Source organism: Cupriavidus sp. 05T41 (assembly GCF_056396525.1).
The window spans coordinates 1-13,071 of the sequence record NZ_JBFTLQ010000138.1 but is presented as its reverse complement, the minus strand read 5'-3'; the positions used below and the strand labels follow the sequence as shown (position 1 = coordinate 13,071).

The window sequence follows — 13,071 nt, the reverse complement described above, 5'->3', positions numbered from 1 at the left end:
GCGCTCTGCACGGTCGGCCGCACCGGCAACGACCTGCACTACCGCGGCTACGACATCCTCGACATCGCCGAGACCTGCGAATTCGAGGAGATCGCCCACCTGCTGGTGCACGGCAAGCTCCCCACCCGCGCCGAACTCAAGGCCTACAAGGCCAAGCTCAAGGCCCTGCGCGGCCTGCCCGCCAACGTCAAGGCCGCGCTCGAATGGGTGCCCGCCAGCGCCCACCCGATGGACGTGATGCGCACCGGCGTGTCCGTGCTCGGCACCGTGCTGCCCGAGAAGGAAGACCACAACACCCCGGGCGCGCGCGACATCGCCGACCGCCTGATGGCCAGCTTCGGCTCGATGCTGCTGTACTGGTACCACTACAGCCATAACGGCCGCCGCATCGAGGTCGAGACCGACGACGACTCCATCGGCGCGCACTTCCTGCACCTGCTGCACGGCGAGAAGCCCTCGGCGCTGTGGGAACGCGCCATGCAGACCTCGCTGAACCTGTACGCCGAGCACGAGTTCAACGCCTCCACCTTCACCGCMCGCGTGATCGCCGGCACCGGCTCGGACATGTACTCGTCGATCGCCGGCGCCATCGGCGCGCTGCGCGGCCCCAAGCACGGCGGCGCCAACGAAGTGGCGTTCGAGATCCAGAAGCGCTACGACAGCCCCGCCGAAGCCGAGGCCGACATCAAGCGCCGCGTGGAAAACAAGGAAGTGGTGATCGGTTTCGGCCACCCGGTGTACACGGTTTCCGACCCGCGCAACCAGGTGATCAAGGAAGTGGCGCGCAAGCTATCCAGCGACGCCGGCTCGATGAAGATGTTCGACATTGCCKATCGCATTGAAGCCACCATGCAGGATGGCAAGAAGATGTTCGCCAACCTGGACTGGTTCAGCGCGGTGAGCTACCACATGATGGGCGTGCCCACCGCCATGTTCACCCCGCTGTTCGTGATCTCGCGCACCTCGGGCTGGGCCGCGCACATCATCGAGCAGCGCATCGACAACAAGATCATCCGCCCGAGCGCGAACTACACCGGGCCGGAGAACCTGAAGTTMGTGCCGATCGGCAAGCGCAAATGAGCAGATGAGCAAATGAGCAAGGGGCGCCGGGCGCCGCGGCCTGCAGTGCGCCGCAAGCCGCGTAGCGCGGCTGCCCGGGCCGAATTGTGTAACCAATGGCCGGGGTGCTTCGCCCCGACTTTCAAATCGTAGAGAATAGCGGCGGATATGTGACTGCCGGGCTTCCCGCCAGGCACCCGCCTTTTACCCCACACCAGAAGGAACCCACAGAATGAAGCATCTCGTCCTCGCCGCCTGCATCGGCGCATTTTCGCTGACCTCCGCCGGTGTTGCGATGGCCCAGGAACCGGCCACGAAGGCCGCTCCCGCCAAGAAGGCCCCGGCCAAGCACAGCACCAAGAAGACTGCCGCCGCACCGGAAGCCGCGGCCGCCCCGAATGGCGAAAAGTGGCAGTGCGAGCTGGGCCACGCCATCTATATCAGCGGCAACATGCTGCGCGACGAAGTCATCGTCCTGAACTGGGAAGGCCGCGAATACCGCCTGCCGCGCCTGTCCACCGTGACCGGCGCCGACCGTTACTACGACGCCCGCTCCGGCATGGACCTGGTCGTGATCCCGAGCAAGGCCATGCTGTTCAACAAGAACGCCGGCCAGCGCCTGGCCGACGAATGCCAGACCGCCGACATGCAGTCCGGCGGCTCGGCTCCGACCCAGGCAGGCGCGCTGCGCGCACCGGTCGCCACGCCGCTGCTGGTCGCCCCCGCGGCACCCGCAGCCGCCGCCGGCCAGGCCCCGGCGAAGCAATAAGCAGCCAGCCACGTAGCAAGCAGGCTCCGCAAGCATCACAAAGCAATAAAAAAGGCACCAGGAAGCACAAATACCGAGGGGGACCTCATGTCTGCACACATTCCGAACGTCCGGCCCGAACCTGACCAGGTACTGGTCGATATCGTCGAGTACGTGACCAGACACCCGATCAGGAGCGCGCTGGCCTATGACACGGMCCGCAACTGCCTGATCGACACCCTTGGCTGCGGCCTGGAAGCCTTGTCCTACCCCGCCTGCACCAAGCTGATGGGCCCCATCGTGCCCGGCACGGTGGTCCCCAACGGCGCCAAGATTCCCGGCACCCAATTCCAGCTCGACCCGGTCCAGGCCGCCTTCAATATCGGCGCCATGATCCGCTGGCTCGACTTCAACGACACCTGGCTTGCCGCCGAATGGGGCCACCCGTCGGACAACCTCGGCGGCATCCTCGCCACCGCCGACTGGCTCTCGCGCACCAGCGTGGCCGCCGGGCGCAAGCCGCTGACCATGAAAGACGTGCTCACCGGCATGATCAAGGCCCACGAGATCCAGGGCTGCATCGCGCTGGAAAACTCCTTCAACAAGGTCGGCCTGGACCACGTGGTGCTGGTCAAGGTGGCGTCCACCGCCGTGGTCGCCCAGATGCTCGGCCTCACGCGCGACGAGATCATCAACGCGGTGTCGCTGGCGTGGGTCGACGGACAGTCGCTGCGCACCTACCGCCACGCTCCCAACACCGGCAGCCGCAAGAGCTGGGCCGCCGGCGATGCCACCAGCCGCGCCGTGCGCCTGGCGCTGATCGCCAGGACCGGCGAGATGGGCTATCCCTCGGTGCTGTCGGCCAAGGGCTGGGGCTTCTACGACGTGCTGTTCAAGGGCCAGCCCTTGCGCTTCCAGCGCCCCTACGGCTCGTACGTGATGGAGAACGTACTGTTCAAGATCTCCTTCCCGGCCGAATTCCACTCGCAGACCGCGGTGGAGGCCGCGATGACCCTGCACGGCCAGCTTGCCGCCACAGGCCGCAYCGCGGCGGACATCGGGCGCGTCACCATCCGCACGCACGAGGCCTGCATCCGCATCATCGACAAGCAGGGCCCGCTGGCGAACCCCGCCGACCGGGATCACTGCATCCAGTACATGGTCGCCGTGCCGCTGCTGTTCGGCCGGCTGACCGCCGAAGACTACGAAGACAAGGTCGCGGCCGACCCGCGCATCGACGCGCTGCGCGACAAGATCGCCTGCGTGGAAGACACCGCCTTCACCGCGGACTACCATGATCCCGGGAAGCGCTCGATCGCCAATGCCCTGACCGTGGAACTGAACGACGGCACGGTTTTGCCAGAAGTGGTGGTGGAATATCCGATCGGCCACAGGCGTCGCCGCGAAGACGGCATCCCCCTGCTGGTGGAGAAATTCAAGACCAACCTGGCGCGCCGCTTCCCGCCCAGGCAGCAGGAGGCCATCCTGGCCGTGTCGCTCGACCAGGCACGCCTGGAGGCGATGCCGGTCCACGAGTATGTGGATCTGTACGTGATCTGAGCAAAGCGGCCGCGCAACGCGCGCTGGCTTGCCCTACAATCGACGCGGTGCATGCAGTGGCAAGGCCTCGTCGGCGCAAGGCCGCACGCAGCAGCCGGAAGCAAGGCCAGGAAGCAGGAACCCAGAAGCAAAAAAAAGCAGCAAGGCAGAAGCAGCAGCAAGCATGAACACGGCGCCTCGCCGGCGCCCGCGCCGCACTGCGGGCTGGTTCCAGCGCCCGCAGTGCGGCCCGAGCAGCAAGACCGGTTTACGAGTCCAAGCTAGTCCGCACCATCTTTCGAATGGAGTAAGGCAATGCCCCACAATCTCAATAAGACTCTGAAAGAATTCAAGATCAGCCCCGGCGTCAAGGGMCAGTACTATTCCCTGCCGAAACTGGGCAAGGCACTGGGCGTGGCGGTCGAGCGCCTGCCGGTATCGATTCGCGTCGTGCTCGAATCGGTGCTGCGCAACTGCGACGGCAAGAAGGTCACCGAAGAACACGTGCGCCAACTGGCCAACTGGCAGCCGGTTGCCGAGCGCGTGGACGAAATCCCCTTCGTGGTAGCCCGCGTGGTGCTGCAGGACTTCACCGGCGTGCCGTTGCTGGCCGACCTGGCCGCCATGCGCAACGTGGCCGAGAAGATGGGCAAGAACCCCAAGAAGATCGAGCCGCTGGTCCCGGTGGACCTGGTGGTCGACCACTCGGTGCAGATCGACCATTTCCGCGAGAAGAAGGCGCTGGACCTCAATATGCAGCTGGAATTCCAGCGCAATAACGAGCGCTACCAGTTCATGAAGTGGGGCATGCAGGCCTTCGACACCTTCGGCGTGGTGCAGCCGGGCTTCGGCATCGTGCACCAGGTSAACCTGGAGTACCTSGCGCGCGGCGTGCACAAGAAGGACGGTGTGTACTACCCCGACACCCTGGTCGGCACCGACAGCCACACCACCATGATCAACGGCATCGGCGTGGTGGGCTGGGGCGTGGGCGGCATCGAGGCGGAAGCCGGCATGCTGGGCCAGCCGGTCTACTTCCTGACGCCGGACGTGGTCGGCGTGGAACTGAAGGGCCGCCTGCGCGAAGGCGTCACCGCTACCGACCTGGTGCTGACCATCACCGAAATGCTGCGCCGCGAAAAAGTGGTCGGCAAGTTCGTCGAGTTCTTCGGCGAAGGCACGGCGAGCCTGGCGCTGCCGGACCGCGCCACCATCGGCAACATGGCGCCCGAGTACGGCGCCACCATGGGCTTCTTCCCGGTCGACGAAAAGACCATCGACTACTTCAAGGGCACCGGCCGCACGGAAGAGKAGATCGCCGCCTTCGAAGGCTATTTCCGCGCCCAGAACATGTTCGGCGTGCCCAAGGCCGGCGAAATCGACTTCACCAAGGTCGTCACGCTCGATCTCGGCACCGTGGCTCCCTCGCTGGCCGGCCCCAAGCGCCCGCAGGACCGCATCGAGATCGGCAACGTCAAGACCACCTTTGCCTCGCTGTTCGCCAAGCCGACCGCCGAGAATGGCTTCAACAAGGACATCGCCGAGCTGGACAAGACCTACACCACGGCCGACGGCGTGAACGTGAAGAACGGCGACGTGCTGATCGCCGCCATCACCTCCTGCACCAACACCTCCAACCCGAGCGTGCTGCTGGCCGCCGGCCTGCTGGCCAAGAAGGCGGTGGAAGCCGGCCTGAAGGTGGCGCCGCACATCAAGACCTCGCTCGCTCCCGGCAGCCGCGTGGTGACGGAATACCTGCAGGCCACCGGCCTGCTGCCCTACCTGGAAAAGCTGGGCTTCGGCGTGACCGCCTACGGCTGCACCACCTGCATCGGCAAYGCSGGCGAYCTCACGCCGGAGCTCAATGAGGCCATCACCAAGAACGACCTGGTGGCCGCCGCGGTGCTGTCCGGCAACCGCAACTTCGAGGCGCGCATCCACCCGAACATCCGCGCCAACTTCCTGGCCTMGCMGCCGCTGGTGGTGGCCTACGCCATCGCCGGCAACGTCACGCGCGACCTGATGACCGAGCCGGTGGGCGTCGGCAAGGGCGACCGCGATATCTACCTGGGCGACATCTGGCCGACCTCGGAGGAAATCCACGCCCTGCTGAAGTTCGCCATGGACGCGGACGTCTTCCGGACCAACTACGAGCAGGTCAAGAAGCCGAGCAAGCTGTGGGCCAAGGTCAAGGGCACCAAGGGCCAGGTCTACGACTGGCCCGCGTCAACCTATATCGCCGAGCCGCCCTTCTTCCAGGACTTCGGCATGGAGCCGGCCGCGACCCAGTCCAGCGTGCGCAATGCGCGCGCGCTCGGCGTCTTCGGCGATTCCGTGACCACCGACCACATCTCGCCGGCCGGCTCGATCAAGGAAACCTCGCCCGCGGGCAAGTACCTGCAGGCCAACGGCGTGCTSAAGGCGGACTTCAACAGCTACGGCTCGCGCCGCGGCAACCATGARGTCATGATGCGCGGCACCTTCGCCAACGTGCGCATCAAGAACCTGATGCTGCCGGTCAAGCCCGACGGCTCGCGCGTGGAAGGCGGCGTCACGCTGCACCAGCCCTCCGGCGAAGAAATGTCGATCTACGACGCCGCCATGAAGTACATCGCCGAAGGCACGCCCACCGTGGTGTTCGGCGGCGAGGAGTACGGCACCGGCTCGTCGCGCGACTGGGCGGCCAAGGGCACCCAACTGCTCGGCGTGAAGGCCGTGATCACGCGCAGCTTCGAGCGCATCCACCGCTCCAACCTGGTCGGCATGGGCGTGYTGCCGCTGCAGTTCAAGGGCAGCGACAGCGTGCAGTCGCTCGGCATCATCGGTAACGAGACCTTCGACATCGAAGGCATTGAGGGCGACCTCAAGCCGCAGCAGGACGTCACGCTGGTGATCAAGCGCTCCAATGGCGACGTGCAGCGCGTCCCGGTGTTGCTGCGCATCGACACGCCGATCGAAGTCGACTACTACAACCACGGCGGCATCCTGCCGTTCGTGCTGCGCCAGCTGCTGGCTGCCTGAGCGACAGCCCCCTTGCGGGGGCTGTCGCCCGGACATCGACGCCGCTGGCCGCGCGCCTCTACGGAGGCCGCGGCCAGCGGCGTTTTTTCTTTTGGGCTGCCGGCGCCGGGGTGGCATGAAAGCGCAGCGCGCGCCGCCCGGATGGCTCCGTAGCGCGCCGGCCCCTGTAAGTTCCATGCAAGCCTGCCCTGCCACACTGCCCGGCAACAAGAAGAAAGCAGCGCGCGGCGGCCATGCCGGCCGGCTTTGCAGCGGTTGCTTCAAACGCGCAATCCTATTGGACTATTGGAGACAACATGGTCAAGATCTTTATCGCCTTCATCGTCATCGCCGGCGCAGCCCTCTACCTGCTCACCAAGGGCGGTGGCGACATCTCCATCGGCGGCGAGCAGCACGGCGTGGAAAGCCACGCGCCGGAGACATCGCCGGCCCCCGCGCAAAAATAAGTGCGGCTGCGCGGCCATGCAGGCCCGCTGTGACGCCATGCAGCACTGCCTTTGCTGCACCGGACGCCATGTTTTGTCAACGCAGCGAGTAGAATACCGTTTTACCGAAAAACGGATGATCTCGACTTATGGCAGGTTTTCGCCCCAAGGCTACCCAACGTCTTTCGCCTGACGCCGAGCGTCTGGTGGCCGATGCGCTCGCGCTCGATGCCTCGGGCAGCCGCATGGAGGATGGATAYTGGGAGCGGCGGCTCTCGCTGCGCCTGGGCCGGCTGCTGAAGAACGGCAGCCAGTCCGCGCTCGACGCGGCGCTCGAACACCTGTTCAAGCACAACGCCGACGCCTCCGACGTGCTAGCCGAGCAAGCCGAGACCCTGGCCGAGTCCGCCACTGTCGAAATCGACGGTGTCAGCTACGACGCCCTKCTGATCGCCGCGCCGATCCTCGCCCACACGCGCTACGCCATTCCCTCGGGCGCCCTGAAGCCCGAGCTGGCGCAGACGCTGTCGGTGCACATGCAGGCGCATGTGCTGGCTGCGGACACGCGCATGGCGCTGTCGCCCTATCTCTACAGCATCGACCAGCTGCCGCGCACGCACTGCGACACCTTCGCGCTGACCTACAAGCTGGTATCGGCGKCGATGTCGGGCACCACGCCCAAGGTCGACCTGCGCGACCTGCCGGAGACCGCGCCCATCCTGGCCGACCCGCGCTACCTGCTGGCCGTGGTGGTGGCGCCGCACGAGCAGGCCCTGTTCCGCTGGCAGGAAGATGTGAAGGAGCATCACGCCGAGCGCTMGGTGTGCCTGGAGCAATGGCGGACCCAGGTCCAGCCCTCGATCGCGCTGCTGCTGCCGGGCTGCGAGTTCGAACTGCTGCTGCCCGACGCCTTCTTCCTCTCCTGCCGCGAATCAGACAAGAGCATCCGCCCGCTCACGGTGCGTGCCGCCGTCAACTACCTGTGCGGCACGCTCGACGTGCCGGCCGGGCAGATGGCCGCGGTGGTGGCCGCCTTCGGCGAGGAGGAAGTCGAGGAATACCGCGTGGGCTTCACCATGCGCGGCGAGAAGGATGTGATCTACGGCATCGTCTGGCCGGTGTATGGCCGCGAGTCCGGCGAGATCGACGCCACCGAAAAGGACAACCCGCTCGAGCAGATCTGCGAAGAGCTGCGCAATGCCGGCGTGGAAGACATCTTCCGCCACGCCGCGCTGTTCGATCCCGAATACTGCGAAGATTGCGGCACGCCGCTCTACGCCGACCGTTCTGGCGAGATCGTCCACGCCGAACTGCCGGAAGACGCGCCGACGCAGCAGCCGCTCTTCCACTGAGCCCGCGCCCTGCGCCTTGCCGACGGCCCGCCTTGCGCGGGCCGTTTTCATTCCCGGGCGCCGCCTTGCGCGCGAACCCGTTCAGGCCGCCTGCGGCGGGCTCACGCAGCGCCACAAGGCATGCCCGGAGGCCGCGTACTTGCGCTCGAACGGCGTGATGGCCTCCACCGGCTGCCACGCCTCGGTCATCGCCGGCCGCCCGACCAGAGCCAGCGCCTGGGCGAACTCGTCGATATAGACCTGCCAGTTGCTGCGGCACTCCAGATAGTCCCCGCAGGCGGCCAGCGCCGGGAACACCGCGTGGCCCTGCCAACGCCGCCCCAGGTGACCGATCTTGGGCCACGGGTTCGGATACAGGACGTAGTGGCGCGCCACCGCGATACCCTCGGCCTGCAGCAGGCGCCAGACATCGACCAGGTCGGCGCGCGCCCAGGTGAAGTTGGCCGGCAGCGGGCCACCCCACCAGTCCTTGCCGCCGGTCAGCCGCTTTTCCGACTGGTCCACGCCGATCACGAAGTGGCCGGGGAAGGCCGTGGCCAGTTGCAGCGTGCTCTCGCCCACGCCGCAGCCGGCATCGAGGATCAGCGGCGGCGCCCCGGCTTGCTGCCATTGCTGCAGCGCGAGATCCAGCGCGCGCCGGCTGGGCTCGCCGATCGGCTTGCGGAACGGCTCGGCCAGGTGGCGCGCCACGCGGGCCGCGAGATGGTCATGGACATCGGCCTGCGCCGAGGTGATGGTGCGAGAGTTGGCAAACATGGGCGCGATTCTACCGGCTGCGCGCCCGGGCCGGCGAGCCAGGCMGCGCACCGCCGGTGGACGTGCGCGGTGCGGGCGGCGAACATAAGGTTATGACGCAGCTATCGCACATGGATGTCGTTTTGACGGCACAATGCGGGCAGCCGGGTAGACACGGGCGCCGGCAAGCGCGCCCCGTCACCCCCTTCTGAGAACCCGCCGAMGCCTTCCCGCGCGAAAGCGACCGGCCCGTACTGGGAGCGCATCTCGATGACCGCCAACCGCCGCACACGCCATTTGACCAGCCGCCTTGCCGGCCGCCTGGAGCCCCTGATGCCACGCCGCGCCCTGCTTCGGGCCGGCGCGACGCTGGTGCTCGGCGGCGCCGCGCTGCTGATGCTGCCCGCCGGCGCGGCACACGCCGAGGACCTGCGCATCGGCCTGTCCGCCGACGTCACCTCGATGGACCCGCAGTGGAACAACGCCGGCCCCAACAACGCCATCGCGCTGCATATCTTCGAATCCCTGGTGTTCATGGACAAGAACGCCCGTTACATCCCGGGCCTGGCGCTGTCGTGGAAGCCGGTCAATGCCATCACCTGGGAGATCAAGCTGCGCCCCAACGTCAAATGGCACGACGGCTCGCCGTTCACCAGCGAAGACGTCAAGGCCTCGCTCGAGCGCCCMGAGAAGCTGGTCAGCAGCCCCGGCTCCTTCACCAGCTACACCAAGCCGATCGCGCGCATCGACACGCCCGACCCGCTCACCGTACGCCTGACCATGAGCGTGCCGAACTACGCCAACCTGGCCAACGACCTCAACAGCGTGCCGATCATGCCCAAGAAGGTGGCGGCCACGCTGAGCCAGGCCGACTTCGACTCGGGCAAGGCGATGATCGGCACCGGGCCGTTCAAGTTCGTGCGCTTCGCGCGCGGGCAGGAAATCGTAATGGCGAAGAACCCCGACTACTGGGGGCCCAAGGCCGAATGGGACCATGCCATCTTCCGCATCATCACCGACAACGGCGCGCGCAGCGCGGCGCTGCTGTCCGGCGACGTCGACGTGATCGAAAGCGTGCCGTCGGCCGACGTGGCCAAGCTCAGGCAAAACCCGAAATTCCGCATCGAGCAGCAGGTCTCCTGGCGCACCATCTTCTGGCAGATGGACCAGTCGCGCGACAACYCGCCGTTCGTCACCGACAAGGCCGGCAAGCCGCTCGGYAAGAACCCGTTCAAGGATGCGCGCGTGCGCGCGGCCATCAGCCACGCGCTCAACCGCGACGCCATCGTCAGCCGCATCATGGAAGGCCTGGCGGTGCCGGCCTCGTCGATCGTCTCGCCGCAGATCTTCGGCCATCCGGGCACCAAGCCCGATGCCTACGACCCCGAAGCCGCCAAGAAGCTGCTGGCCGCCGCCGGCTATCCAGACGGCTTCGGGCTGACGCTGCACGCCACCAACAACCGCTACCTGAACGACGCGGCCGTGGCGCAGGCCACCGCCAGCATGCTCACGCGCATCGGCATCCAGACCAAGGTGGAGACGCTGCCCGTGGCCGCCTACTTCACGCGCGCGCGCCAGGGCGACTTCGCCTTCGAGATGCTGGGCTGGGKCTCKGCGGCGGCCGACGTGGCGCTGCGCTCCATCACCGGCACGCCCAATCCCAAGACCGGCTACGGCACCTGGAACTGGGGCAAGTACAGCAATACGCAGCTCGACCAGCTGATCGAGAAGTCGCTCACCACCGTGAGCAGCGACAAGGCCCGCGAGGAAAACGCCCGCACGGCGGCGAAGTTCGCGCTGGCCGACCACGCCATCATCCCGTCGCACAGCCAGCTGGCGATGTGGGCGATGCGCAAGGACCTGAAGTACGAGGCGCGCACCGACGAGTGGTCGCTGGCGCAGTTCTTCCACAAGCAGTAAGCCCGCACCCGGCACCGGGCGGGCTGAGGGAGACTAGATCTGCAGCCCGTCCTCCTGCCGCGCATTGGCCGCGCGCAGGCCCTTGACCCAGGCGCGCGCGGGCAGCCCGGTGCCCTCCTCCACAACCTTGGCGCGCAGTTCCAGCACTTCCCACGACACGTCGATCGCCGGGCCGTTGAAGGCCAGCGCGATCACATTGCCGTCGTGCACTTCGGGGAACACCAGCACGCGGTCCTCGAAGGCCTCGCAGATGCGCACGATGTTCTTCGGGAAGCTGTCGTGGTCGCCGAACAGGTTGATGGTCATCACCCCCGGCGACTTCAGCACGCGGCGGCAGGCCTTGTAGAAGGCCGTGGTGTCCAGCACCGGGCCGCGCGCGGTGGCGTCGTACAGGTCCACCTGCAGCACGTCGAGCGCACCGGCATGGGTGCCGTCCATCACATAGTCCCAGGCATCCTGCTCGCGCACGGTCAGGCGCGCGTCGTCCTCGCGCAGGCCGAACATGCTGCGGCCGGCCACGATCACGGCGGGGTTCAGCTCCACGGCGGTAACCCGCGCCTTGCTGAACTGGCGGTGGCAGAACTTGGTCAGCGCCGCTGCCCCGAGGCCGAGCTGGGTGACATGGAAATCGGGCGCCGAGGGCGACAGGAACAGCAGCCACGCCATCATCTGCTGCGCGTACTCCAGCTCGATGGCATCCGGCTTGCGCAGGCGCATCGCGCCCTGCACCCACTCGGTGCCGAAGTGCAGGTAGCGCACGCCGTCCATCTCGGAGAAGGTCACCGGCGCGAAGCGCGGCGTCATGCGCTTTTCTTCGCGGGGTTCGGCGCGCTTCTTGCCGGCGCGCTGATCGGCGCGCTCATCGGCGCGCTGCGCGCCGTCGCGGCTGCGCTCGCCGCGCGCGGGTCGGCGCGAGGCCACGGCTTCAATGGATTTGCGTTTCAGGAGAGTCATGGCGATAAGAGGAGTGCGGGGGTACGAACACGCGCGCCGCCCGCCGGGGGCAGCACGCGGAGCAATGGAAACAGTGAAGCGGCCGGCCTCAGGACCTGCCGAGCGCGCCTTGCGCGCGCTGCAGCCATTCCCGGTTGTGCTCGCGCGCATGGCGCGGCCAGTGCTTGCCGTCGTGCACGATCTCGGCATACAGGGCCTGGGCGCGCTCCCGGTCGGCGGCATCCTGGCGCCCGGCCAGCCAGTCCGCGAACAGGCAGCGCGCGGCCGCGTCGCTGGCGCAGGTCAGCGCCTGCTCGAACGCGGCGCGCGTGCCAGGCGCATCGGTGGCGGCCAGGGCGCGCGCGTACAGCAAGGCAGGATCGGCCTGCTGGCGCGCCTGCGGCTGGCCTTCGAACAGGCGCGCGAGCGTGGCTGCGGCGCCAGCGTGCCCGCCGGTGGCGAACTGTGCGCGCGCCAGCCCCAGCAGCAGCGCGGGATCGCTGGCGAAGGGCCCGCTGGCGGCGGCCTCGTAGTGCTGCAGCGCCTMCTTGGGCTCATCGGCCTCCAGCAGCGCCGCGCCGAGGCGCATGCGGTGGTCGACGGTCGGCGCGCGGTCGAACGCGGCGCGCGCCTCGCGCACGGCGCGATTGGGATCCACCAGTTGCCCGATGGCGCGCGTGGCGGCGCGCGCACCGCGCGTCTGGCGCAGCGACGGCAGGTAGATGGCGAAGAAATACACCACGCTGCCCAGCCCGGGGAAAGCGAACAGGATCAGCAGCCAGTACATGTTCTGCTGGGTGCGCACCGCGTGGACGGCAAAATACAGCGCCACGATGACGTGAAAACCAATTCCGAGATAAGGCATCGTCCTTCTGTCCTGTCTGGCATGCTCCGGCGGACGCGCCGCCGGGGCTCATAGGCAGGATTGTGACAGATGCGCGCGGCGCGGTTCGACTTGCACCGGCAAGGCGCAGGCGGCCGAAGTTGCCGTTGCCGTCGACGCTAGAGCAGCCCGAGGGTGAACGCCTTCAGCGTTGCCGCCGCGCGCGTCGAGCATTCGAGCTTGCGGAAGATGCTCTCCACGTGGGTGCGCACCGTGCTGGGGCTGATCGACAGTGTGCGCGCGACTTCCTTGTTGCTCTCGCCCTGGCTGATGCGCCGCAGCACATCGGTCTCGCGCTCGGACAGCACGAGCGCCGTGCGGGGCGCGGCGCTMGCCTGCCTGCMGGMGGCCGCGGCCAGCGTGGCCTCGACCACATCCGMATCGAAGCGGCCACGCGCGGCTTCCTCGCGCAGCAAGGCCGCCGCCGCGTCCTGCGGCAGCGCGTCGCGCCACGGG

General features: G+C 67.5%; 11 protein-coding genes. 7 read left to right on the top strand and 4 right to left on the bottom strand.

Annotation, left to right across the window (positions count from 1 at the left end; genetic code table 11):
* The 6 genes from prpC to AC1DKV_RS38670 all read left to right on the top strand — a co-directional run.
* A partial coding sequence (gene prpC, locus AC1DKV_RS38695; protein ID WP_477139558.1) for a bifunctional 2-methylcitrate synthase/citrate synthase occupies positions 1 to 1,080 on the top strand: 1,080 nt, incomplete at its 5' end.
* A 211-nt stretch (positions 1,081 to 1,291) separates the two neighbouring features.
* A complete protein-coding gene (locus AC1DKV_RS38690; RefSeq protein WP_441624286.1) occupies positions 1,292 to 1,828 on the top strand; it encodes a hypothetical protein in 537 nt (178 codons plus the stop codon).
* Positions 1,829 to 1,915: 87 nt separating this feature from the next.
* Positions 1,916 to 3,367, top strand: coding sequence for a bifunctional 2-methylcitrate dehydratase/aconitate hydratase (locus tag AC1DKV_RS38685; protein WP_477139557.1), 1,452 nt, complete (start codon positions 1,916 to 1,918; stop codon positions 3,365 to 3,367).
* A 294-nt stretch (positions 3,368 to 3,661) separates the two neighbouring features.
* Positions 3,662 to 6,367: an aconitate hydratase AcnA gene (acnA, locus tag AC1DKV_RS38680; RefSeq protein ID WP_477139556.1), complete on the top strand. Its 2,706-nt coding sequence runs from the start codon at positions 3,662 to 3,664 to the stop codon at positions 6,365 to 6,367.
* Positions 6,368 to 6,663: 296 nt separating this feature from the next.
* On the top strand, positions 6,664 to 6,813 hold the full coding sequence (locus tag AC1DKV_RS38675) for a hypothetical protein (RefSeq protein WP_441624280.1): 150 nt from the start codon (positions 6,664 to 6,666) through the stop codon (positions 6,811 to 6,813).
* A 128-nt stretch (positions 6,814 to 6,941) separates the two neighbouring features.
* On the top strand, positions 6,942 to 8,144 hold the full coding sequence (locus AC1DKV_RS38670) for a DUF2863 family protein (protein ID WP_477139555.1): 1,203 nt from the start codon (positions 6,942 to 6,944) through the stop codon (positions 8,142 to 8,144).
* Between the two features lie 81 nt (positions 8,145 to 8,225).
* Here the strand turns inward: AC1DKV_RS38670 and AC1DKV_RS38665 are convergent, their stop codons facing one another.
* The gene (locus AC1DKV_RS38665; RefSeq protein ID WP_441624276.1) at positions 8,226 to 8,900 is read right to left on the bottom strand and encodes a methyltransferase domain-containing protein; all 675 of its coding nucleotides are present in this window, start codon (positions 8,898 to 8,900) and stop codon (positions 8,226 to 8,228) included.
* A gap of 312 nt (positions 8,901 to 9,212) precedes the next feature.
* On the opposite strand from AC1DKV_RS38665, the gene AC1DKV_RS38660 reads away from it, so the two are divergent.
* The gene (locus AC1DKV_RS38660; RefSeq protein ID WP_477139554.1) at positions 9,213 to 10,799 is read left to right on the top strand and encodes an ABC transporter substrate-binding protein; all 1,587 of its coding nucleotides are present in this window, start codon (positions 9,213 to 9,215) and stop codon (positions 10,797 to 10,799) included.
* Positions 10,800 to 10,832: 33 nt separating this feature from the next.
* On the opposite strand, the gene AC1DKV_RS38655 is transcribed toward AC1DKV_RS38660, so the two are convergent.
* The 3 genes from AC1DKV_RS38655 to AC1DKV_RS38645 all read right to left on the bottom strand — a co-directional run.
* Positions 10,833 to 11,753, bottom strand: coding sequence for a class I SAM-dependent methyltransferase (locus tag AC1DKV_RS38655; RefSeq protein ID WP_441624272.1), 921 nt, complete (start codon positions 11,751 to 11,753; stop codon positions 10,833 to 10,835).
* A gap of 88 nt (positions 11,754 to 11,841) precedes the next feature.
* Positions 11,842 to 12,597, bottom strand: a complete 756-nt coding sequence (locus tag AC1DKV_RS38650) for a hypothetical protein (protein WP_477139553.1) — start codon at positions 12,595 to 12,597, stop codon at positions 11,842 to 11,844.
* A gap of 137 nt (positions 12,598 to 12,734) precedes the next feature.
* On the bottom strand, positions 12,735 to 13,071 hold a 337-nt coding region (locus AC1DKV_RS38645; protein ID WP_477139552.1), incomplete at its 5' end, for a response regulator transcription factor.